Annotated in this window: 23 protein-coding genes; 10 read left to right on the top strand and 13 right to left on the bottom strand. The window is 56.3% G+C overall.

Annotation, left to right across the window (positions count from 1 at the left end):
- Window positions 1-26: 26 nt before the first annotated feature.
- The 9 genes from accD to HB779_RS04560 all read right to left on the bottom strand — a co-directional run bounded on the left by accD (window position 27) and on the right by HB779_RS04560 (window position 8,124).
- On the bottom strand, window positions 27-944 hold the full coding sequence (gene accD / locus HB779_RS04520; protein WP_188344603.1) for an acetyl-CoA carboxylase, carboxyltransferase subunit beta: 918 nt from the start codon (window positions 942-944) through the stop codon (window positions 27-29).
- Window positions 945-985: 41 nt separating this feature from the next.
- Entirely contained in the window at window positions 986-1,825 is an 840-nt protein-coding gene (trpA, locus tag HB779_RS04525) for a tryptophan synthase subunit alpha (RefSeq protein ID WP_188344604.1), read from the bottom strand.
- 1 nt (window position 1,826) lies between these two features.
- Window positions 1,827-3,077, bottom strand: a complete 1,251-nt coding sequence (gene trpB / locus HB779_RS04530) for a tryptophan synthase subunit beta (RefSeq protein WP_188344605.1) — start codon at window positions 3,075-3,077, stop codon at window positions 1,827-1,829.
- 22 nt (window positions 3,078-3,099) lie between these two features.
- Window positions 3,100-3,759, bottom strand: a complete 660-nt coding sequence (locus tag HB779_RS04535; protein ID WP_188344606.1) for a phosphoribosylanthranilate isomerase — start codon at window positions 3,757-3,759, stop codon at window positions 3,100-3,102.
- Window positions 3,760-3,963: 204 nt separating this feature from the next.
- Complete coding sequence (locus HB779_RS04540) at window positions 3,964-4,605, bottom strand: YdcF family protein (RefSeq protein ID WP_188344607.1); 642 nt, start codon at window positions 4,603-4,605, stop codon at window positions 3,964-3,966.
- Window positions 4,605-5,363: a M48 family metallopeptidase gene (locus HB779_RS04545; RefSeq protein ID WP_188344608.1), complete on the bottom strand. Its 759-nt coding sequence runs from the start codon at window positions 5,361-5,363 to the stop codon at window positions 4,605-4,607. Before HB779_RS04545 ends, HB779_RS04540 begins: the two co-directional genes overlap by 1 nt.
- 127 nt (window positions 5,364-5,490) lie before the next feature.
- The gene (locus HB779_RS04550; protein ID WP_188344609.1) at window positions 5,491-5,946 is read right to left on the bottom strand and encodes a DUF2852 domain-containing protein; all 456 of its coding nucleotides are present in this window, start codon (window positions 5,944-5,946) and stop codon (window positions 5,491-5,493) included.
- Window positions 5,947-6,164: 218 nt separating this feature from the next.
- Complete coding sequence (locus HB779_RS04555; protein ID WP_188344610.1) at window positions 6,165-7,310, bottom strand: benzoate/H(+) symporter BenE family transporter; 1,146 nt, start codon at window positions 7,308-7,310, stop codon at window positions 6,165-6,167.
- Window positions 7,311-7,332: 22 nt separating this feature from the next.
- Window positions 7,333-8,124: a carboxylesterase gene (locus HB779_RS04560; protein WP_188344611.1), complete on the bottom strand. Its 792-nt coding sequence runs from the start codon at window positions 8,122-8,124 to the stop codon at window positions 7,333-7,335.
- Between the two features lie 160 nt (window positions 8,125-8,284).
- Between HB779_RS04560 and infC the strand changes: the two genes are divergently transcribed.
- The 6 genes from infC (at window position 8,285) to pheT (ending at window position 14,333) form a co-directional block, all read left to right on the top strand.
- Window positions 8,285-8,821 (top strand): translation initiation factor IF-3, encoded by a 537-nt coding sequence (gene infC, locus HB779_RS04565; RefSeq protein WP_091879298.1) that lies wholly within the window; start codon window positions 8,285-8,287, stop codon window positions 8,819-8,821.
- A gap of 81 nt (window positions 8,822-8,902) precedes the next feature.
- Window positions 8,903-9,520 carry an isoprenylcysteine carboxylmethyltransferase family protein gene (locus HB779_RS04570; RefSeq protein WP_188345773.1) on the top strand — a complete coding sequence of 206 codons (618 nt, stop codon included), beginning with the start codon at window positions 8,903-8,905 and terminating at the stop codon, window positions 9,518-9,520.
- Between the two features lie 192 nt (window positions 9,521-9,712).
- The gene (gene rpmI / locus HB779_RS04575; RefSeq protein ID WP_008127399.1) at window positions 9,713-9,913 is read left to right on the top strand and encodes a 50S ribosomal protein L35; all 201 of its coding nucleotides are present in this window, start codon (window positions 9,713-9,715) and stop codon (window positions 9,911-9,913) included.
- A gap of 73 nt (window positions 9,914-9,986) precedes the next feature.
- Complete coding sequence (gene rplT, locus HB779_RS04580) at window positions 9,987-10,391, top strand: 50S ribosomal protein L20 (RefSeq protein WP_188344612.1); 405 nt, start codon at window positions 9,987-9,989, stop codon at window positions 10,389-10,391.
- Between the two features lie 248 nt (window positions 10,392-10,639).
- On the top strand, window positions 10,640-11,722 hold the full coding sequence (gene pheS / locus HB779_RS04585; RefSeq protein WP_188344613.1) for a phenylalanine--tRNA ligase subunit alpha: 1,083 nt from the start codon (window positions 10,640-10,642) through the stop codon (window positions 11,720-11,722).
- 196 nt (window positions 11,723-11,918) lie between these two features.
- Window positions 11,919-14,333, top strand: a complete 2,415-nt coding sequence (pheT, locus tag HB779_RS04590) for a phenylalanine--tRNA ligase subunit beta (RefSeq protein WP_188344614.1) — start codon at window positions 11,919-11,921, stop codon at window positions 14,331-14,333.
- Window positions 14,334-14,538: 205 nt separating this feature from the next.
- Here the strand turns inward: pheT and HB779_RS04595 are convergent, their stop codons facing one another.
- Both HB779_RS04595 and HB779_RS04600 read right to left on the bottom strand, forming a co-directional pair.
- Complete coding sequence (locus tag HB779_RS04595) at window positions 14,539-15,351, bottom strand: aspartyl/asparaginyl beta-hydroxylase domain-containing protein (RefSeq protein WP_188344615.1); 813 nt, start codon at window positions 15,349-15,351, stop codon at window positions 14,539-14,541.
- Window positions 15,352-15,556: 205 nt separating this feature from the next.
- Window positions 15,557-15,955 (bottom strand): hypothetical protein, encoded by a 399-nt coding sequence (locus HB779_RS04600; protein WP_188344616.1) that lies wholly within the window; start codon window positions 15,953-15,955, stop codon window positions 15,557-15,559.
- A gap of 123 nt (window positions 15,956-16,078) precedes the next feature.
- On the opposite strand from HB779_RS04600, the gene HB779_RS04605 reads away from it, so the two are divergent.
- Entirely contained in the window at window positions 16,079-16,864 is a 786-nt protein-coding gene (locus tag HB779_RS04605; RefSeq protein ID WP_188344617.1) for a helix-turn-helix domain-containing protein, read from the top strand.
- Window positions 16,865-16,888: 24 nt separating this feature from the next.
- Here HB779_RS04605 and HB779_RS04610 read toward each other — a convergent pair whose 3' ends face one another.
- Window positions 16,889-17,884: an aldo/keto reductase gene (locus tag HB779_RS04610; protein ID WP_188344618.1), complete on the bottom strand. Its 996-nt coding sequence runs from the start codon at window positions 17,882-17,884 to the stop codon at window positions 16,889-16,891.
- A gap of 96 nt (window positions 17,885-17,980) precedes the next feature.
- On the opposite strand from HB779_RS04610, the gene HB779_RS04615 reads away from it, so the two are divergent.
- Both HB779_RS04615 and HB779_RS04620 read left to right on the top strand, forming a co-directional pair.
- The gene (locus HB779_RS04615) at window positions 17,981-18,868 is read left to right on the top strand and encodes a LysR family transcriptional regulator (protein WP_188344619.1); all 888 of its coding nucleotides are present in this window, start codon (window positions 17,981-17,983) and stop codon (window positions 18,866-18,868) included.
- 71 nt (window positions 18,869-18,939) lie between these two features.
- The gene (locus HB779_RS04620) at window positions 18,940-19,926 is read left to right on the top strand and encodes a Gfo/Idh/MocA family protein (protein WP_188344620.1); all 987 of its coding nucleotides are present in this window, start codon (window positions 18,940-18,942) and stop codon (window positions 19,924-19,926) included.
- 4 nt (window positions 19,927-19,930) lie between these two features.
- Here the strand turns inward: HB779_RS04620 and HB779_RS04625 are convergent, their stop codons facing one another.
- Entirely contained in the window at window positions 19,931-21,091 is a 1,161-nt protein-coding gene (locus HB779_RS04625) for a zinc metalloprotease HtpX (protein ID WP_188344621.1), read from the bottom strand.
- 224 nt (window positions 21,092-21,315) lie between these two features.
- On the opposite strand from HB779_RS04625, the gene dnaK reads away from it, so the two are divergent.
- Window positions 21,316-23,238: a molecular chaperone DnaK gene (gene dnaK / locus HB779_RS04630; RefSeq protein ID WP_188344622.1), complete on the top strand. Its 1,923-nt coding sequence runs from the start codon at window positions 21,316-21,318 to the stop codon at window positions 23,236-23,238.
- Window positions 23,239-23,357 lie beyond the last annotated feature (119 nt).

Consider the following 23,357-nt stretch of genomic DNA (forward strand, 5'->3'; position numbering starts at 1 on the left):
AACTCCCTCCAGAATTATGAATTGTGTCAAGCGTTGGTTTCAACCGTAGCCGGTACCGCAGCACCATTTGGGTTGGGGTCTGCAACTTCGGTGGCTTTCTCGCCCATCAGCATCTTCAGAAGCCGGGCAATAGTGGCCTTAAGTTCGGTGCGCGGTACGACCATATCAACCATACCATGCGCCTTCAGATATTCTGCGGTCTGGAAACCTTCCGGCAGTTTTTCGCGGATCGTCTGTTCGATCACGCGCTGTCCGGCAAAACCGATCTGCGCGCCGGGCTCTGCAATGTGAATATCGCCCAGCATGGCGTAGGAGGCTGTTACGCCGCCCGTCGTTGGGTTGGTCAGCACCACAATGTAAGGCAAGCCTGCTTCTTTCAGCATTTCCACCGCAACCGTGGTGCGGGGCAGCTGCATCAACGACAGAATGCCTTCCTGCATGCGCGCACCGCCGGAAGCGGCAAACAGCACCAGCGGACGCTTCTGCGCTATCGCGGTTTCAAATGCCTTGATAATCGCTTCACCCGCAGCCATGCCCAGCGATCCGCCGATAAAGCTGAAATCCTGAACAGTTGCAACGATAGGCAGGCCCTCAATGGTGCCAAGACCGTTGATGATCGTGTCATCGACACCTGATTTGGCACGATGTTCTTTCAGACGGTCGATATAACGCTTCTCGTCTCGGAACTTCAGTGGATCGGTTGCCACCTTTGGCTGTTCCAAAAGCTCGTAAGCACCATCATCGAAAAAGTAACGCAGCCTGTCCTTGGCGCGAATACGCATATGGTGGCCGGACGACGGCACAACCCACTGGTTCTTTTCCAGATCTGTATGGAAAACCATTTCACCCGAAACCGGATCCTTGATCCAAAGGTTTTCGGGCATTTCACGGCGACCAAGCATCGAATTGATCTTCGGCCGGACGTAATTTGTGATCCAGTTCATGATCGGTCCTGTTCTTCTGTCGATAGTTTGATTTAGGGCTTCTATTCCGCCGCTGCAAGGCGCACGGCGCGCACGCCGGTGGAAAGACCCTGCACCATGGTGGCAACCGCTTCAGCCGGATCGGCGACAAGCGAGCCATCCGGGCGGATCGTATTGGCCACGGCATTGACGATTGCAGTGCCAACGACAACGCCGTCTGCATGCATTCCGATAACCTTGGCCTGCTCTGCTGTCTTGACGCCGAAGCCGACCACGACCGGCAGATCGGTGTGTTCCTTGATGCGCTTGACGGCTTCGCCAACCTTGCTCGTATCCGGCAGGGCTGAACCGGTGATGCCGTTCATCGAGACGTAATAGACGAAACCGGAGGTGTTCTGCAGAACTTTCGGCAGGCGCTTTGCATCGGTGGTCGGTGTTGCCAGGCGAATGAAGTTGATGCCGGCCATGATGGCTGGAATGCACAATTCTTCGTCCATCTCAGGCGGAAGATCGACAATGATCAGGCCATCGATGCCCGATGCAATCGCGTCTTTCAGGAAGCGGTCAACGCCGTAAATGTAGATTGGGTTGTAATAGCCCATCAGGACGATAGGCGTCGTATTGTCGGTTTCGCGGAAGCTGGCGGCCAGCGCCAGTGTCTTGGTCAGCGACATGCCCTTTTTCAGCGCGCGCAGACCAGCAGCCTGAATGGCCGGGCCATCGGCCATCGGATCGGAGAACGGAACGCCAAGCTCGATAATGTCAGAGCCGGAACCCGGCAACGCCTTCATGATGTTCAGCGATGTCTCATAATCCGGATCGCCGCCCATGAAATAGGTCACGAGTGCCGGACGTCCCTCTGCTTTGAGCGCAGCAAATTTTCTGTCGATACGGGTAGCCATCTCAGATCTCCATGCCCAGCAGCTTGCCAACCGTGTGCACATCCTTGTCGCCGCGGCCTGACAGATTGACGATCATGATCTTGTCCTGCGCCATGGTGGGCGCAATCTTCACGGCCTGGGCAATCGCATGAGCGGATTCGAGCGCCGGAATAATGCCTTCGACGCGCGTTGTCAGCTGGAAAGCGTCCAGAGCCTCATCGTCGAGGATCGGCACATAGGAAACGCGGCCAGTATCACGCAGCCATGAATGTTCCGGCCCAACTCCCGGATAATCCAGACCTGCAGATACCGAATGACCATCAAGAATCTGGCCGTCCTTGTTTTGCAGCAAATAAGTGCGGTTGCCATGCAGCACGCCTGGGCTGCCGGCGCTCATTGAGGCGCAATGTTCCTCACCATCAAGGCCGCGCCCGCCCGCTTCTACACCGATGATCTCGACGCTTTTGTCGTCAAGGAAGGGATGGAACAGGCCGATAGCGTTCGATCCGCCGCCCACCGCAGCAATGATCGTGTCAGGCAGACGGCCTTCGCGTTCAAGAATCTGCTCGCGGGCTTCTTCGCCAATCACTGACTGGAAGTCACGCACCAGTTCCGGATAGGGGTGCGGGCCAGCGGCCGTACCGATGAGATAATAAGTGTCGTCAACGTTGGAGACCCAGTCGCGCAAAGCCTCGTTCATGGCGTCTTTCAGCGTGCCATGGCCAGAGGCCACCGGCTTGACTTCAGCACCCAGCAGCTTCATGCGGAAAACGTTCGGGGCCTGCCGCTCAACGTCTGTTGCGCCCATGTAGACAACGCAAGGAAAGCCGAAGCGCGCCGACACTGTTGCCGAAGCAACGCCGTGCTGGCCGGCACCGGTTTCAGCAATGATACGGGTTTTGCCCATGCGCTTGGCAAGCAGGATCTGGCCAAGGCAATTGTTGATCTTATGGCTGCCTGTGTGGTTCAGGTCTTCGCGCTTGAAATAAATCTTCGCGCCGCCATCAAGACCTTTGTCTTTGGCGAGCTTGCGCACATGGTTGGTCAGGCCTTCGGCATAATAGAGTTTTGAAGGCCGCCCGGCATAATTCGTGGAAAGTTCACGCAGTTCAGCTTTGAAAGCCGGATCATTCTTGGCGTCGTCATAGGCCTGCTGCAATTCAAGGATCAGCGGCATCAATGTTTCAGCGACGAACCGCCCGCCGAAAATGCCGAACATGCCCGACTCGTCTGGGCCTGTCTTGAATGAATTGGGTTCAACCGCCTTGTCCACCGTTCCGCTCCGTTTGTTTTGTTCAGGCTGCGTCAGCGCTTTTGGCAGCGCGCACAGTCCGGAAAAAGTCTCTGATCAGGCTAACATCTTTTACACCCGGCGCTGACTCGACACCGGAAGAAATATCAATGGCGCGCGCATTCGTCGCTTCCAGCGCCTCGGCAATATTTCCAGCATTGAGGCCTCCGGAAAGCATGTAATCAACGGAGGCGTCAAGGCTGCTGAGGATTGTCCAATCAAAAGCCACGCCATTTCCGCCGGGAAGATCTGATCCCTTGGGTGGTTTGGCATCGAAGAGAAACCGGTCAGCAATGCCGATATAGGCGGCAATCGCGTCAAGATCGCGGCGTTCACGCACCGAAATCGCCTTCATGACAGGCAATCCGTATCGCTGTTTTATTTGCGTAACGCGTGCGGGGCTTTCATCGCCGTGCAATTGCAGCATATCAGGCTGCATTGCCGCAACAATCTCATCCAGTGTTGCATCATCCGCATTGACCGTCACTGCAACCGCCGTGGCGCGGCCCTTCGCTGCCTGGCGAAGACGGCCTGCTGTTACAGGATCGATGTTGCGCGGGCTCTTTGGAAAAAAGATAAAGCCAATATGCGATGCACCGCCGTCCAGCGCCGCAGCAACTGTGTCGTCGGTCTTCAAACCGCATATCTTGATATCCAGGCTCATAACCGATGCCACTGCCATGAAAACGCGCAAGAGTCGAGGATTTTGCGTGGTTCGACAAGCTCACCATGAGGAAGAACGGCGTTTGGGATGATTATCACAAACGTCATAACGCTCGGGCTCGTGCAATCAACCCAATTCCCTCATGGTGAGCTTGTCGAACCACGCACAGACGTTCTGCAAAATTTACAACAGATGTCAGTGGTTTCACAGGTGGTGATCATAACCTTCGCTGACAAGGAAGCGGTAGGCATCGCGAACGGATGCCGGAATATCCTGCGCAATCTGAAAGCTCTTGGCCGGATAGTCGATGATGCGCTGGATGTCGCCAACCATTTCGTTGATCAGCCTCTCAAGCGGATAGGCCGTGAGTGGCTGCTCTTCAAAGCCGTGCAATGGTGCGGTCACAGCAGCGTTTATCTCAGGCCATTGCGCTTTGGCCGTGGCAAAAGCCCGGCGCTGCGTCTGGGGCTTGGTGACAATGATGACGCTCCGTACTGCAGCGTCCGCCATGGCCCTGGCAAACCGGATATTCTCGCCGATATTGGTCGCCTCCGGCTCGATGATAATGGCATCGGCAGGGACGCCAGCCGCAATGGCGCGCTCGGCAAAGGCTTCCGCTTCGCTGGTCTGGTAAAGATTGCTGGTCCAGTTTCCGGCCTTGCCGGTGAACAGGATTTTTGGCGCCAATGCCTGATGAAACAGATCGGCGCAGCGGTCAGCAACTCGCAAATCATAGCTGCCCAATCCAATAATCAGGTCAGCTGGTGTCAGCTCATCATAAATCAGATGGAAATCCCACAGAATGCGGGCGGCCCGTTCGACAGCGGGTGCAACAGTATCGCGCATCAGCTGAAATCAATAGCCTGCAAGGCACTGCCATTGCGCTTCAGCCAAGCCCGGCACCGTTCCGTATCCGGGCAAAGTTCGCCGCACAGTTTCCAGAATTTCGGGCCGTGGTTCATTTCTTTCAAATGCGCCACTTCATGCGCGACAAGATAATCAATGATCGGCGGCGGCGCCATCATGATGCGCCATGAGAAGGCTAGCGTGCCGTCCGATGTGCATGAACCCCAGCGGCTTTTCGTGTCTTTCAGACGGATGATCTTGGCGCGTCGCCCGACCGTCGTCGTGTGCCGGGCCACCAGCATGTCGAGATCGTGCCGTGCCTCACGTTTGAGAAAATCGCCAACCCGCCGGGCCAGATGCGGACGATCACCATAAACGATCAGCCGTGGACCTTCCGCACCGTTTTCCTGCCGCACGGTGCCGCGCTTGCCCGGTTCGTGCACAATGAGATGGGGAACGCCGCGTACCGGAATTTTGATCCCCGGACGAACCTTTGGCTGATCCGGCATTTTGGCAATGCGGGTTTCAATCCAGCCTTCGTGGCGTTCAAGGAATTTTTCCACTTCGCGCGGCGGCATTCCCGGCGGCACGGTGACGCGCAGACCCTTGCCGCCCGCGTCGATGCGCAGGGTCAGGCGTGTCGCGCGTGGATTTTCCATCACCCGTAGCGGCAAAACCCGGCCCGCAACCTCGTAGCTCCGCTCGACTTTCAGCGTCGCGGATTTTTTCGGCGGGCTTCGGAACAGTGACAGGATCATGGCCGGGACTTTAATTGATTCGGGTGAAAGCCGTGAGACAAAACAGAGACGGCGCCGGAAAACTCCGGCGCCGTCTCGATGGGCTGGCAGCGGTCAGGACTGGAGGGAACCGACCGCACGTATGCCGTTACTCTTCTTCCGCGTCCGTCACGCCTGGAACCGACTTGCGCGGTGCCGGCTTTTTTGGGGCGGCGTTGCGTTCCGCCATAAAGCGGTCGAATTCCTCGCGGTCCTTGGCACGGCGCAGCTCGCTCGCATACTCTTCGAATTCAGCACGCATCTCTTCGAGCTTGCGGCGTTCTTCGTTGAGACGTTCGAGTTCCTTTTCGCGCCATTCGTCAAAGGCAACGTTGCCGGTGCCGAACGAACCATGTCCAAACGATTGAGCCTTGCCGCGACGGAATACGCCGCAGAAGCCATCAGTGGCGCGGTTCACGTCGCGTTTGAAACCATCCAGCCGGTCGCCCCAGAGGATGTAGGCAAGCATGGCGAAACCAAGCGGCCAGAACAGCATGAAACCAATAACCATCAGAGCGATGGTTGCAGGGGTCCAGCCTGGCCGGATCAAAGCAGCAGTGTTCATAAAAGCCCTTCCTTCTCAAGAAAGCCCGACCCGCACATGACCCCAAAAACCGGAATGGTTTTTGGACAAGGATCACGTGCCAATCCAAAAGTAATACTGCGAGTTTTATGCGCCCCGAAAGCCGCATGGCGCGCAGTATTGGCCGATTGATTACGACATGGGAGATGGATTGTGGCTTTTCAAGAAATGCGGGGTTGGAATGCGATAAGGGTTTGAAATCAGATATGTTTCTTTGCGTGATCGAAGGCGACAACAAGGAGACCGGCGACCAGTGCCCAGAAGGCAGCGCCAATTCCAGCAATTGAAATGCCCGACGCGGTCACGGCGAAAGTCACAACAGCAGCCAGCCGTTCGGTCTCGTCTTTGAGCGCAATTGTCAGTGCATTGGCAAAGGCGCCGATGAGTGCAAGCCCTGCGACAAGTGCAATCAACGGTGCTGGCAGGACGGCAAAAAGCGCCACGAGCGACGCGCCGAAAATAGCCAGTATGAGATAGGACAGTGCGTAGAATGGGCCGGTCATCCAGCGCTTTGCGGGATCGGGATGGGCATCCGGGCCTGTGCAGATGGCCGCAGAAATCGCCGCCATGTTGCTTGTATGAGCTCCAAAAGGTGCAGTCAGCAGTGAAAGAAGGCCTGTAACCTGCAAGGCGACGGCAGTCGGCGGTTCATAACCTGCCGCACGCAATACGGCAAAACCCGGCAGGTTCTGCGAGGCCATGGTGACGAGATAGAGCGGCAGGGCAATGCCGATGATCGCACGCATATCGAAGATCGGCATGATGAGGGTCAGGGTCGATAATCCGACATCCGGCAGGGTGGCAACGCGCCCGCTCAAAAACGCAAAGACAATACCCCCGAACAGGACAGCCAGCACCGCCATGGCCGGATTGAACAGCCGGATGACGAAGAACAGTACGACCAACGGCAGAACAAAAATCGGATCGACCGGTATTGTCCGCGCTGCACCAATGAGAAAGGCGAAGAGAACGCCTGCCAGCATGCCGGAAGCAATCGAGGCTGGAATCTTGGACACCAATCCTGAAACAGGTTTGACCAATCCGGTGATGATGATGGCGATGGCGGTGACGATGAACGCGCCGACACCCTGCTGCATGGTAAAGCCTGTGCTGGCGCCGATCAGGGCCAGACCGGGGGTCGACCATGCGGTGATAACAGGCATTTTGTATCGCCAGCTGAGAAAACCCGTCGAGACGAACAGGGCAAGACAAAGCGCGGTTACCCAGCTGGCGGTTTCGGCCTGTGTTGCGCCAAGCGCCTGCGCCGCCGCGATAATGAGCGCGAGTGTGCCGCCAAATCCGACAATGGCGGCAACAACAGCAGAAGCAATCACGGAGGCGCGCATGGTGGAAACCTGTTGGCTGGATTTACTGGATTGCCGGTTTTGGCTTTGTCTGGTCGATCATGGAAGCAATGGTGCGGGTAAGAAGCTCGAGATCCTGCGGGCGGGAAAGGCGGTGGTCGCCATCGCGCACCAGCGTAATGGTCACATCGTCCACCGGCAAGTGGTCAACCAGCTTCAGTGCGTGCGTATGGGGAACGTCCCTGTCTTCCATCCCCTGCAGGATGTGAACCGGGCAATCGGTCTGAATAACACCCTTGAGCACCTGATTGGCCTTGCCATCGTCCAGCAGCGCCTTGGTATAGATGTAGGGTTCGGGCGAATATTCGGACGGCTCGTCCATATAGCCCCGCTCCGCAAGCTGTTGGCGCTGCGCCGGAGTTAGTTGCGGCTCGACCAGTTCCGATGTGAAGTCCGGCGCGGGCGCAATCAGCACCAGTCCGGTCACCCGGTCTCGCTCACCCGCCTTCTGCAACTCCTCGATCATCCGCAGGGCGATCCACGCGCCCATTGATGAGCCGACAAGGATTTGCGGCCCGGACGAGAAGTTCCGGAACACCGCAAGGCTCTGTTCAAGCCAAAGGGAAATCGTGCCGTCACGAAATTCACCACCCGACTCGCCATGCGCCGAATAATCGTGCCGCAGAAATGCGTGGCCATTTTCGTCTGCCCATTGGTCGAGCCATGCCGCCTTGGTGCCGAGCATGTCGGAGCGGTAGCCGCCCAGCCAGACAATGCCGGGTTGACGTCCTTCCCGGCTGCGCACTGCGATCCGGGTGTCGTTGACGGTAAGAAATTCCGGTGGGTTGGCCGTCATTTGCGGTCTCCTGCGTAAGAGCCAAGCCTTTTGCCACGCAAATTGTGATCAATAAAGCCCGCAAAAGATGTTATTGACCTAAGCACTGAAGACTAAGCATTGCAGGCAGAGCTCTACGGTGCTATTTGCGGGACCGAAATAATTCAAGGAGACTACTGCCATTCGCCGACCCTTTAGAGCACAGGTGGTTCAGAAAGATGGACCCCGTTCAAACCGTGATATCCGGGTACCCCAGGTACAGCTCATTGATGCCGAAGGTGAAAACCACGGTATCGTTACCATTCAAGCCGCGCTGGCCATGGCCGATGAGGCCGGACTCGATCTCGTCGAGATCGTGCCGAATGCCGAGCCGCCGGTGTGCAAGATCGTTGACCTTGGGAAACTGAAGTACCAGGGACAGAAGAAGGCTGCCGAAGCGCGCAAGAAGCAGAAGACGGTCGAAATCAAAGAAATCAAGATGCGCCCGAACATCGACACGCACGATTACGACGTGAAGATGAAGGCCATCAAGCGCTTCTTCGAAGAAGGCGACAAGGTCAAGGTAACGCTGCGTTTCCGCGGACGTGAAATGGCCCACCAGGAACTTGGTATGCGCCTGCTCGACCGCGTAAAGGAAGACACGGTCGAGATTTCCAAGGTTGAGGCTGAGCCAAGACTGGAAGGCCGTCAGATGATGATGGTTCTGGCGCCGCGCTAAAACGAAACAGACTTTCAGACAAAGGCCGCCTTCGGGCGGCTTTTGTCTTGATCGAACCGGACTTTAAGAACTGCCATGGCGCTGAATTCCGCAACAGACATGACCCGCTTTCAGCACCGCCGGCGCATTGCCCTGGCAGTGATCATTGTCTTGATCCTTGGCGCCTTGCTGACGGTCCGGTCGGCTTGGGCCAATGACTGGATACACGAATATATCGAAGATTTCGGTATCGGCGTGATCGTTCTGGCGATTCTCGGCCGCATGTGGTGCACGCTGTATATTGGCGGCCGCAAGAGTTCGGAGATTGTCCGGCTCGGACCCTATTCCATGAGCCGCAACCCGCTCTATGTGTTCAGTACGCTGGGCGCCTTTGGTATCGGCATGATGACCGGCAGCCTGACAGTCGCCGTCGCGCTGGCGGTGCTTTGCTATATCGCTTTCTACTTCGTCATTGTCGCCGAGGAAGGTTATCTCGAAACCAATTTTGGCGAGACCTATCTTGCTTATAAGCGCGAAGTGCCGCGTTTCTTTCCGAATCTGAAGTTGTACCGCGAAGCTGACGTTCTCAGCGTCAAGTCATCCATGCTCTACAAGACATTGGCTGACGGACTGGTCTTCTTTGTTTCCTATCCGTTGCTTGAAGTTGTCGAATATCTGCAATCAATCAACGTTCTGCCCGTTTTGTTGCATTTTTACTGATTTTTTCAGAAACAAGCGGCGATTCAACAGTTGCGCTTTTTCCGTCTTCTCGGTATAAGGCCGCGTTCAAACCGCCCGGCAGGGCATGCCGTGGCGGTTTTGCATGCTTTCAGACTTTGGTCGGTCTGAAGTGAAATCAGAAGGGTCCGGCTCCATTGGGGTGACAGGAACCCTAGAAATAGGAGTAGCAAAATGCCCAAAATGAAGACCAAATCGGCCGCCAAGAAACGGTTCAAAATCACCGGAACTGGCAAGATTAAAGCCGCCGCCGCTGGCAAACGCCATGGCATGATCAAACGTTCGAACAAATTCATTCGTGACGCACGTGGCACAATGGTACTCGCCGATGCCGATGCGAAAATTGTGAAGAAGTTCCTGCCGAACGGCCTTTAAACCGGGCAACGTTTTTTAAAGAGGCCGTGATTTCGCAAGAAATAACAGGAGCCTCAAATAAGGAGATCATATCATGGCACGTGTAAAACGGGGCGTTACGTCTCACGCCAAGCATAAAAAAGTTCTGAAGCAGGCTGAGGGTTTCCGCGGCCGCCGCAAGAATACAATCAAGACCGCCAAGGCAGCTGTCGATCGTTCGAAGCAGTATGCTTATCGCGACCGCAAGAACAAGAAGCGCACGTTCCGCGCTCTCTGGACTCAGCGTATCAACGCTGCCGTGCGCGAACATGGCCTGACATACAGCCGTTTCATCGACGGTCTGAGCAAGTCCGGTATCGAGGTTGACCGCAAGGTTCTGTCGGATCTCGCGATCCACGAGCCTGCAGCATTCGGCGCACTCGTGGCTTCCGCCAAGAAGGCACTCGAATATCTGAAGAACACCACACCGAATGCTTTTGAAGGCGCTGTCCACGCATAACCCCAAAAATCGAATACGATTTTTGGAAAGGCTTATGCGTCAGCAAAGATTTACTGCGTCCCTGTGCCTCCCTATTGGAGGCACAGCGCAGTAAGGGTCAGCCGCCGTTCCCAAAGCACATTCGGAAATAAGATTTGGGAAACCCGCGCTGGCTCGGCTGGCGCGGGTTTTTCAATTTTCTACACGGGTTCAATTTTCTGCATTGAAACGATCACATAGTCGCTCAAGACGCGAAACAGGTGAGAAGCATGGACGATCTGGTACAATTGGAAGGCGCATTGATCGCGCAGATTGAGGCAGCGGATGACGAAGCGGCCATCGAGGCCGTGCGTGTTGCCGCTCTTGGCAAAAAAGGTTCGATTTCCGAAAAGCTGAAATCGTTGGGCTCCATGTCGCCGGAAGAACGGCAGACCAAGGGACCGGCCATCAATGGTTTGAAGAATCGCGTCACCGATGCCCTTTCTATCCGCAAGAATACGCTGAAGGACGCAGCGATTACCGAGCGCCTTGAGAAGGAAAAGCTGGATGTCACCCTGCCGGTGCGTATGGCGCCTGCAGAGCGCGGCCGTATTCATCCGATCAGCCAGGTGGTTGATGAAATCACGGCGATCTTCGCCGATATGGGTTTTTCAATTGCCGAAGGCCCGGATGTCGAAACCGACCATTACAACTTCACCGCATTGAATTTCCCTGAGGGGCATCCGGCGCGGGAGATGCACGATACGTTTTTCTTCAACCCGGACGAAAATGGCGAGCGCAAACTGTTGCGCACCCATACAAGTCCAGTGCAGATCCGGACCATGGAAAAGCAGAAGCCGCCGATCCGTATTGTCATTCCCGGCAAGACGTACCGTATGGATTCCGATGCAACCCACTCGCCGATGTTCCATCAGGTCGAAGGGCTTGTCATCGACAAGACGGCCAATGTCGCCAATATGAAGTGGGTGCTGGAAGAGTTCTGCAAGTCCTTCTTCGAGGTCCCATCGTTACAGATGCGTTTCCGCCCGTCTTACTTCCCGTTCACCGAGCCGTCGCTGGAAGTCGATATCCAGTGCGACCGGTCCGGCAATGAAGTGAAGTTTGGTCAGGGCACCGACTGGATGGAAATCCTCGGTTGCGGCATGGTTCATCCCAACGTGCTCCGTCACGGCGGCCTTGATCCCGACGAGTATCAGGGTTTTGCCTGGGGCATGGGCATTGATCGTATCGCCATGCTCAAATATGGCATGCCCGATCTGCGTGACTTCTTTGATGCCGATGTACGCTGGCTGCAGCATTACGGCTTCCGTCCGCTCGACATGCCGACATTGTTCGGCGGCCTGAGCGCATGATCGGGATCCCCGATCAGTACCGGAATGCCGCGACCTTTGCCTTCGCGTGACGAGGGCGAAGGCTCTGCAACGCTGGCTGAATGGCGCAGCGATCACGAGAGCTACTTTCGTCGCAACGGCGGCTTTTCGCCGGATATGCGAGCGGTTTCGCCTTGTCGAAATCCTCCAACGCTAAAACAGAGAAACGAGTGAAATCATGAAATTCACACTCTCCTGGCTGAAAGATCATCTCGAAACCGAAGCGTCGCTCGGTGAGATCGTCGATGCCCTGACCATGATCGGTCTTGAAGTCGAATCGCTGGATGACAAAGCCGCGCTGAAGCCATTCATCATCGCCAAAGTGCTCACTGCAGCCAAGCATCCCGATGCGGACAAGCTGCAGGTGCTCAGCGTTGATACGGGGGACGGCAAGCCGTTGCAGGTGGTCTGCGGCGCCCCCAATGCGCGCGCTGGCCTCATCGGTGCCTTTGCTGCGCCGGGTGCCTATGTGCCGGGCATTGATGTCACCCTGTCCGTCGGCAAAATTCGCGGCGTCGAAAGCCATGGCATGATGTGCTCGGAACGCGAGCTGCAAATGTCGGATGAACATAACGGCATTATCGACCTGCCTGCGGATGCGCCAGTCGGAACGAGCTTCGCCGCCTATGCGGGTCTTGATGATCCGGTCATCGAAATCAACCTGACGCCGAACCGTCCTGATTGCACCAGCATTTACGGCATCGCCCGCGATCTTGCTGCCGCCGGTCTTGGAAAGCTGAAGAGCAATGCTGTTGAACCGGTCAAAGGTTCCGGTGTGTCAAAAATCGACGTGACGCTTGCTTTCGGCGAGCGTGCGCCGATGTGTGAAGGCTTTGCCCTGCGTACTGTGACGGGCCTCAAGAATGGCACAAGCCCGAAATGGCTGCAGCAGCGCCTGATTGCGATCGGCCTGCGTCCAATCAATGCGCTGGTCGATATCACCAATTATCTGACGTTCGATCGCGGCCGTCCGCTGCACGTGTTCGACGCGGATAAGGTGAAGGGCAATCTCACCGTGCGTTGGGCCATAGAAGGCGAAACGATCCTTGGGCTCAACGGCAAGGAATACACGCTCAACCCGGAAAATGGCGTCATTGCTGATGAGAACGGCGTGGAATCGATTGCCGGTATCATGGGCGGCGAACATTCCGGCTGCGATGAAAACACCACCAATGTCGTGGTTGAATCCGCGCTCTGGGATGCGATGAACATTGCCCGCACCGGCCGCAATCTCGGTATCATCACCGATGCGCGTTACCGGTTCGAGCGCGGTGTCGATCCTGAATTCATGGTGCCTGGGCTTGAATTGGCCACGCAGATGATCCTTGAGTTCTGCGGTGGAACGCCATCAGAGGCGCAGGTCGTGGGCTACAAGGGTTATACGCCCAAATCCGTCCGTTTCCCTGCATCCGAGGTCAAGCGTCTGACCGGCATTGATGTGCCTTCGGAAACAAGCCTCGACATTCTCAGCCGCCTCGGCTTCCAGCCGCAGGGCAAGGGCGAGGTGGTTGATGTGCTGGTTCCCTCGTGGCGTCCGGATGTGGATGGCAAGGCCGATCTTGTGGAAGAAGTCATGCGTATTCATGGCGTCAACCTCATCGATCCGCAGCCTCTGCAAAACCATGCGGCGGTCAATGGCAAAATCCTGACCACCCTGCAGATCCGCACGCGCGCTGCAAAGCGTGCACTTGCGTCACGCGGCATGATGGAAGCGGTCACATGGTCGTTCATTTCGGAAGAGCAGGCCAAGCTGTTCGGCGGCGGACAGCCGTCGTTGAAGCTCGCCAACCCGATTGCCGCCGATATGTCGGATATGCGTCCGTCACTGTTGCCGAGCCTTCTGGCTGCGGCACAGCGCAATGCCGATCGCGGTTTCAACGATTTGGCCCTGTTCGAAGTTTCGGGCACCTATGAAGGCAATACACCGGAAACGCAGCGCCGCGTTGCGGCTGGTGTGCGCCGGGGTACGGCAAAGCTGGAGGGCTCAGGCCGTCACTGGTCCGGCAATGCCTCGCCTGTTGGCGTGTTCGATGCCAAGGCTGATGCCATTGCGGTTCTCGAAGCCTGCGGTGCGCCGGTTGACAAACTGCAGATCGAAAGCGGCGGACCTGCCTGGTATCATCCTGGCCGTTCCGGCACGATCAAGCTTGGACCCAAGGTCATTCTGGGCACATTCGGCGAATTCCATCCAAAAACGCTGGAAGTGCTGGATGTCTCCGGCGCTCTGTGCGGCTTCGAAATCTATGTCGATGCCATTCCCGAGCCAAAGCAGAAGCCAACGCGCACCAAGTCGCCATTGAACCTCTCGGATTTCCAGACCGTACGGCGTGATTTTGCCTTCGTTGTCGACAAATCAGTCGATGCGGCGTCGATTGTGCGGGCGGCTCTGGCTGGCGACAAAAAGCTGATCACAGGCGTTCAGGTATTCGATCTGTTCGAGGGACCGTCATTGGGTGCGGACAAGAAGTCTGTTGCGATTGAAGTGGCGATCCAGCCGGTTGAGCGCACGCTCAATGACGAGGACCTTGACGCACTGACCAAGCGGATTGTGGAGAGTGTCGGCAAACAGACCGGAGCCGTGCTGCGGGGATAAACTGCAGGTGCCGCTGTATCTCCCCCCTTGTGGGGGAGAAAGCGATTTCAGCATCTTAGCTCTTGCTAAGTGCTAGAAATCGCCAGAGAGGGGATCGATCAAAATTGCCCCCTCTCTTGGATTTTCTAAGGATTTAGCGAAAAGGCTAAATCCGAGAAAATCCGTTCTCTCCCGCAAGGGGAGAGATAGCATGGAGCCAAGCTTCTTATTTCTGGATCACTTTCCAGTTCTTGTAAAAAATCGAGTTGCTGCCCTTAAGGATCACGCCCATGAACGAGACGATCCCTGCATAAAGCGCCGGGATGTAGGAGGGGCGGAGGATATCGACAAACAGGCAATAGCGCGTCTGGTCGGTCTGGTTGACGGACTGGTGCATCAGCGTGTCATCGAAGATGAACAGCTTGTCGTCTTTCCAGTAGCTCGTCGTGTCACCACACCAGATATAGGCCGTGCGGTCATTCATATCATTGATGTTGTAAAGCACGCGGATGGTGGCGCGGATCGGACCGAAATGCTTCGAGGTCGAGTTCTTCTTGTTGAACACCGACACGCCGATGGTCTTCACGAAATTATACTTTTCATAGAAGGACGGCACGCTGACGAAGCTTGGCTGGTCTTTGCCATACCACTTGAAGAAGAACATGCTGCGCGCCTGCTGTTCCGCACGCGTCTGCAACTTGCCGACAAGGTCTTCCTTCTGCGTTGCCGTGATCAGGCGCTTCACCTCGGCCTGATAATCGGCCGGCAGGTCTTCCAGCTTGTAGACACCCTTGTTGACGTAAGGCAGCGACAGGACATCAAGCAGAATATTCAGCGGTGACAGGATCCAGGTGAACAGGCCGTTGCCCATGAAATATTGTTCGACCATCTGCAAATCGATGTTCTTGTTGCGCGACAGGTCATAAATCCCGCAGATCAGGTAGAAGATCACCAGATAGGGGACGAAATAGGCGAGAATCGCCAGGAGAACCAAACCGATAGCCCAGCGTCTGATCGACTTTTTTGTTGCTTTTTCCATTGTATTCCAGCTTCAGAAGGCCTGACCATCGATGAGCGAACAGGGGTGGTTTGGCATGTTAGAACAAATAAATTGCATGCACATTGCATTGCCGCCACAGGGTTTTCCGATCCCTGCAGCGGCGTGAAATAGGCCTTACACCGTCTCGTCTGTCAAGCATGACGATTTATAATGTGAGTTTTACTCTCAACAAAAGACACGCTGACTATATCGCCTTTGCCGATCCCAGCATTTTCAACCCCTGCCACTCGATCAGCGCAAAGCAGGCCACAACCGCCGTAACCGCTAGGGTTGCGATCACACCCAGAAGCGTAAAGGCAGATGGCATCAGCATAAGGATCGCGGGAACGCCGATGACCCAGAGCAGATCAGCGATGAAGACAAAGCTGACCAGCGCCCGTGATTGTGCTTTCCATCGGGCGATCAAGCCAACATCAGCGGCGAAGAGCACAAGCGCGACACCAAGGGTGGCAATGAGCCAGACCGGAGCGCCCGGTATCAGATAAAGTGCGGAAAGTTCGGCGAACAGCGCAAGCCCAAGCCCAGTCATACCGGTCAACACCGCGTTGATCATCAGGCCATCCTTCAGATTAATCTTCATCATGTCAGTCTCCTTTGTTGGGGTTGATGACGTGACAATGCGGGGCTAAGGTAATCGAAACAATTACCTCTGAAGTAATGAGTCTTGCGCCGGGCGCGGAGCATTCTCGCAGGCAAAGGAGCGGCGATGCAGTTTGGTGATCATCTCAAGCAATGGCGTTCGCACCGGCATCTGAGCCAAATGGACCTTGCGCTGGAGGCCGGTATTTCCTCGCGCCATCTGTCGTTTCTGGAAACCGGCCGGGCCCGCCCGTCTGAAGGTATGATCATTCGCATTTGCGAGGCGCTGGAATTGCCATTCAAAATCCAGAACGAGCTGTTCAGCGCTGCGGGTTTTGCGCCGCGCTATCTCTCCGCCGAGCGCGAAGGCCTTGCCGGACTGCCACCGCTGATCCGCGATACGCTGCACATGATACTGGAACGGCATGCCCCATGGCCTGCGGTGGCGTTCAATGCTGATCACGATATTCTCGCGGCCAATGCCGGTTTCATGGGCTTGGCCGAGGCGCTGGGCATCAGTATTGCTCCGGGTATCAACATTCTGGCACTGGTGCTTGAGCCCGGACCGGTGCGCCGTTCCATTGCCAATTGGCCCGATGTTGCCCTGCTGTTTCTGAAGCGCGCCCGCAATGAAGCGCGGCTTTATGGCGCGAAAAGCCAGCTGTCCAAGCGCATTGCAATATATGAAAACGATGCGGAGATTTCCGCGTTGCTGCGCAATGACGAGGGCGAGCGTAATCCGCCGCCCGTTATCACGGTTCAGCTGCAGATCGGCGACGCGATGACCAATTGGATCACTACGGTCACTGCTTTTGGCACTGCGCAAGAGGTTTTGACGGAAGGGATTTTTATCGAACAATATTTCCCGGCCGATGCGGCAACACGGGCGATTGCCGATAGTGCAGGGCGCTGATTGCTCAGCGCCCTTATTGTGTCGTTAGCCATTGACGAGGGCGAGACCTGCATCCGTGTAGCGATTGCCGGCAACGTGTGTTGGCGACAGGGCATCGCCGATCCTGGCAAGGTCTGCTGGTGAAAGCGATATGTCAGCCGCCGCCGCGTTCTCTTCCAGATGCTTGATCTTGCGCGCACCGGGGATCGGTACAATGAAATCGCCCTGATGCAGCACCCAGGCGAGCGCCAGTTGTGCCGGTGTCACACCCTTGTCGGCGGCCAGACCCTTCAGCGTGGCAATCAGGGCCGCATTGGCGTCCATGTTCTCAGCCTGAAAGCGTGGCAAGGTCTTGCGCCAGTCGTCAGTACCAAGCTCGTCCGGCTTGCTGATTGTGCCGGTCAGAAGACCACGGCCGAGCGGGCTGTAGGGTACAAACCCGATGCCGAGTTCACGGCAGACCGCAAAAACCTCGTCTTCCGGATCACGGGTCCACAGCGAATACTCGCTCTGTACAGCTGCAATCGGATGCACTTTGTGGGCGCGGCGGATCGTGGCGGCGCTGGCTTCGGAAAGTCCGAGCGCCTTGACCTTGCCCTGCTTGACCAGCTCGGCCATGGCGCCGACCGTATCTTCAATCGGAACATTCGGGTCAACGCGGTGCTGGTAGAACAGGTCGATCTGTTCGATGCCAAGCCGTCCGAGTGAAGCCTCGGCCACTGCTTTCAGATGTTCCGGATGGCTGTTGACGCCAATCATACGCGACAGGCCTTCGCCCTCGTCGGAAATCTTGAAGCCGAATTTCGTGGCGATGACAACCTTGTCGCGGCGGTCCTTGAATGCCTTGCCGACCAGAATTTCGTTGTCGAACGGGCCATAGACTTCTGCGGTATCGAAAAAGGTCACACCGATATCGACTGCACGGTGCAATGTGCGGATTGCATCTGCCTCATCCTGACCGCCATAGGCAAAGCTCATGCCCATGCAACCAAGGCCAACTGCCGATACAGTGAGATCCGTTCCAAGTTTGCGCTTTTGCATCACTGGTCTCCTTTGATGTGATGATTGACCATACCCGGCGCATGAGTGTTCGATAATTCCCCTATTTTCTCACACCTTGTTCTATACAATAGATCAATGGATCGTTCTCATCTCCCTCAACTGGCCATCTTTGCCACGGTTGCTGCCTGCGGTGGCTTCCGGGGTGCAGCCAAGCAGCTGGGCATTGCGCCCTCTGCCATCAGCCATGCCATTTCCAGCCTCGAACACAGCCTTGGCGTCCGGCTGCTCGCCCGCACCACCCGCAGCGTTACCGTGACCGAGGAAGGTGCGCTGCTACTCAAGCGCTTGCGTCCGGCACTGGCGGAAATCGACCTTGCGCTGGATGCAGCCAAGGAAGCGAATAACCGTGTCGCCGGTACCTTGCGGTTGAGTGTCCCGCCCTTTGCCGCCCATTGGCTGCTGGCGCCGCGTCTGGCGGCCTTCAGCGCCGTCTATCCCGGCGTTACACTCGAGGTGCGCATTGAGGAAGCGTTCAACGACATCGTAGCCGCAGGCGTCGATGCCGGCATGCGGCTCGGGGAAAGTCTGGAACCGGATATGATCGCCGTGCGCATGAGCGATCCGATCAGGGCTAGTATCGTTGCATCACCCGGTTATTTCGATAATCACTCCATACCGCTGCATCCGCATGACCTTGCCAGACATCTCTGCATCCGCCGCCGTTTTTCCAGCGGACAGGTCTATCGCTGGGAGTTTGAGAAGGACGGTGAGGAGATTGTCATCGACGTGAATGGCCCGCTCATCCTCGGCGATGATAGGCTGGTGACGCAGGCTGTTCTGGGTGGAGCAGGCGTGGCCTTTCTGCTTGGCCATATGGCCTCTGAACCCATTGCCGATGGACGCCTTATCAGTGTGTTAGAGGATTGGTGCGGGCCTTTCCCCGGCGTCTACCTCTATTATCCGAGCCGCCGCCAGATGCGCCCCGCTTTGCGCGCCTTTATCGATTTTTTCAAACCGGCGTAAATTGCATCTGGTTGCTTCCCATTTCCCAAGGCGTTCGCTAGGTTGCGCCCCGACGAAAAGGAGAAGTCATCATGTTCCGTTGGGGTATTCTGTCGACAGCGAAAATCGGGGTTACGGCTGTTATTCCTGCCATATGTGATGCGGAAAACTCAGTTTTGTCAGGGATCGCCAGTCGTGATCTTGCCAAAGCGCAGGCCGTCGCTGAACGATTTGGCGCGCCGCACGCTTTTGGTTCCTATGAAGCCATGCTGGCATCCGAAGATATCGATGGCGTCTACATCCCGCTTCCCACATCACAACATGTGGAATGGTCGGTTAAGGCGGCGGAAGCCGGCAAACATGTCCTGTGTGAAAAGCCGATCTCGCTGCATGCCAGCGAAATATCCACCTTGCAACGAGCCCGCGACACCCATGGCGTGCTGATTTCTGAAGCGTTCATGGTCACCTATCACCCGCAATGGTTGAAGGTGCGCGACCTGATTGCGGAAGGCGCCATTGGCCGCTTGCGGCACGTGCAGGGCGCTTTCACCTATTTCAACAAGGATGCGGGCAATATGCGCAATCAGCTGTCGCTTGGCGGCGGCGCCTTGCCGGATATTGGCGTCTATCCGACAGTTGTCACGCGTTTTGTCACTGGCAAGGAGCCGATCAGGGTTTCGGCCAACGTCGAGCGCGATGCGGATTTCGGCACCGATAGCTATGCCAGCATACGTGCCGATTTCGCTGGTTTCGAATTGTCGTTCTATATGGCCACGCAGCTCGCCGCCCGCCAGTCGATGGTGTTTCACGGCGACGAAGGCTTTATCGAGGTGCATGGGCCTTTCAATACCGGCAAATATGATCACGCACGTATCACGCTGCACAACAAGACGCACACCGGCGCCACCGAATGGACTTTCGGCGATGTGAACCATTATCGCCTGCAGATCGAAGCTTTTGCCCGCGCCGCCAAGGGCGAAGATGCTCAGGTCTTCTCGCTGGAAAGCTCGGTTCTCAATCAGAAACTCATCGATGCGGTCTATCGCGCCGGTGAAACCGGCAATTGGGAAGCAGTCTAAGCCATCACCAATAGACACCGCCGCGCGCCACATGCACGCGCGGTGCGGCATCGGGGGTGTTGAGACTGTGCGGACAGGCTTCACACTCCGCATCCGGTCCTGATACAACAGGCTTGCCGGATTGTGTGTTGAGCAGGGACAGAATTTCCAGATTGCTGGAATTCCACCGCCCATGCTGACGGCCGATCAACGGGACCGGCGAAGGCCGTGTGCGGATACGGTCCTGTGGCTTCACCATCAGCGTCTGCAGAATATCATCAGGCAGCGCTTCGCCGCGCGCCACCACGCCCGAAGCGTCTTTCAGGGCCTTCAACCGTGCCACCCGGATATCGGTGAGGGGATGTGTGCGCAGGATCGAAGGGTCTGGGATGCGACCGCCCGGCAGAATAAGGTTTTCCCAAAGTCGTCCTTGCGCCTTTTCGAGCTTGACGAGAGCCAATGCAAGCCCATCAGGGTCACCGGTCAAAAGTGCTGCGCCAAGATCGGCATCGAACTCGCGGGTGCGTGACAGCGCCATCTGCAACAGCCCGCCGACAGTGGGCGCCACCAGCAGCAGAAGCACGCCAAGCCATGGCACCTGTACCGGTTCGCCGCTCGCCAGAAAGGTGATATTGAACAGCAGTGAGACGATGCCAATGGTCGACATCAACGAGGTAAAACGCGCCACTGTATCGGCAAGCGCCATGACCTTGAGGTCTTCGTTGCGGATATGGCTGATTTCATGGGCAAGCACGCCGGTGAGTTCACGCGCCGTCAACACCCGAATCAGTTGATCGGTCACCGCGACGACGGAATTGCCTTTCCTGCCCACGGCAAAGGCATTCATCATCCGGGATGGGATAACGTGCAGCTCCGGCACGCGCGGCAAACCGGCGCGGCGGGACAATTCCTCTATGATGGCAAGTCCTTGCGGGAACTCTTCACGAGTCACGACCCTTGCTTTGTACATTTTCAACACCATTTGAGGACTGATGCGCCGGATAGCGACGAGGCTGACTGCACCGAAAACAAGTGCGTAAACAATGCCTGTGGGCCCTGCGAGCGTGAAAGCACAGACCACAAGCAGCACAAGGCTTCCGGCAAGAAGCATCCAGGTGTGCAGCGTGTTGATCAACCGGCTACGCTGGTGTACGGGAAGGTGAAGATGGAGGCTACTATCGGTCATAGGCGATTTATGGCGTTAAAAACCCCGTTTGCCGAGTCTTTTAAGGCAATTAGGGGTGTAAATGCTGCAGCTTCTGACTTGCATGGTAATTTCAGCCTTCTTATATAGCCCCCAACACGTAAGTGTGGCTCATTGTAGCCGTCTTGCATTGTTTAACCCCCCTAGGGGCTGCTGAATGGAACGCTCGGCAGAGGTCCCGGCAGCCTGCTGAATGGAGAAGTATAATGGCTAAAGTTATCGGTATTGACTTGGGTACGACCAATTCCTGCGTCTCTGTCATGGATGGCAAGAGCGCGAAGGTCATTGAAAATGCGGAAGGTGCACGCACGACACCTTCGATCATCGCTTTCACGGATAGCGATGAGCGCCTCGCTGGCCAGCCGGCCAAGCGTCAGGCTGTTACCAATCCGGAAGGAACCGTTTTTGCGGTCAAGCGCCTGATCGGCCGCCGCTTTGACGACCCGACCGTTGCCAAGGACAAGAAGCTTGTTCCTTACGAAATCGTCAAAGGCGACAATGGCGATGCATGGGTAGAGGTTCACAAGCAGAAATATTCCCCGTCGCAGATTTCCGCGATGATCCTGCAGAAGATGAAGGAAACCGCTGAAGCCTATCTTGGCGAAAAGGTCGAGAAGGCCGTCATCACGGTTCCAGCATACTTCAACGATGCCCAGCGTCAGGCCACCAAGGATGCCGGCAAGATCGCCGGTCTTGAAGTCCTGCGCATCATCAATGAGCCGACGGCAGCTGCTTTGGCCTATGGTCTCGACAAGAAGGAAGGCAAGACCATCGCCGTCTACGATCTGGGCGGCGGCACCTTCGACGTCTCGGTTCTGGAAATCGGCGACGGCGTTTTTGAAGTCAAGTCGACCAATGGCGATACGTTCCTTGGCGGTGAAGACTTTGACATGCGTCTGGTCGAATATTTTGCGGCCGAGTTCAAGAAGGAACAGGGCATCGACCTGAAGAACGACAAGCTTGCTCTGCAGCGCCTCAAGGAAGCTGCTGAAAAGGCCAAGATCGAGCTTTCGTCCGCCCAGCAGACCGAAATCAACCTGCCCTTCATCACTGCCGATGCTTCCGGTCCGAAGCACCTGACGATGAAGCTGTCGCGCTCCAAGTTCGAAAGCCTGGTTGACGATCTGGTTCAGCGCACCGTTGAGCCTTGCAAGTCCGCGCTCAAGGATGCCGGCCTCAAGGCTGGTGAAATCGATGAAGTGGTTCTCGTCGGCGGCATGACCCGCATGCCGAAGATTCAGGAAATCGTGAAGGCGTTCTTCGGCAAGGAACCCCATAAGGGCGTAAACCCCGATGAAGTTGTTGCCATGGGCGCAGCCATTCAGGCCGGCGTTCTGCAGGGCGACGTCAAGGACGTTCTTCTGCTCGACGTAACGCCGCTGTCCCTCGGCATCGAAACGCTTGGTGGTGTCTTCACCCGTCTGATCGACCGTAACACGACGATCCCGACGAAGAAGTCGCAGACCTTCTCCACGGCTGAGGACAATCAGTCCGCCGTGACGATCCGCGTCTTCCAGGGCGAGCGCGAAATGGCTGCCGATAACAAGGCACTCGGCCAGTTCGATCTCGTTGGCATTCCGCCGGCACCCCGTGGTATTCCGCAGATCGAAGTCGGTTTCGACATCGATGCCAACGGTATTGTCAACGTCTCGGCCAAGGATAAGGGCACAGGCAAGGAACACCAGATCCGCATTCAGGCATCCGGTGGTCTGTCCGACGCTGACATCGAAAAGATGGTCAAGGACGCTGAAGCCAATGCCGAGTCCGACAAGAAGCGCCGTGAAGGTGTGGAATCGAAGAACCAGGCAGAAGCCCTGATCCATTCGACCGAGAAGTCGTTGAAGGACTATGGCGACAAGGTTTCGGCAGAAGACAAGCAGTCGATCGAAACGGCTCTGGCCGAATTGAAGACCGCTGCTGAAGGCGATGATGCCGAAGTCATCAAGGCGAAGACGCAGACGCTGGCTGAAGTCTCAATGAAGCTGGGTCAGGCCATGTATGAAGCAGCTCAGGCTGCCGAAGGCGCTGGCGAAGGTGAACACACCGAAGCAACCGCCAAAGAACATGACGATGTTGTCGACGCTGATTTCGAAGAAATCGATGAGAACGGCAAAAAGAAATCTGCTTAATTCTGCAGATTATAGATTGATGAAGAGCCCGGCAGAAATGCCGGGCTTTTTCGTTTTTCCCTTGAGCGATTAGACTTTAGTCGAATTGACGAAGTTCGCAGGGGTAATTAATCAGACTA

Source organism: Phyllobacterium sp. 628, from assembly GCF_014189505.1.
Lineage (GTDB): Bacteria > Pseudomonadota > Alphaproteobacteria > Rhizobiales > Rhizobiaceae > Phyllobacterium.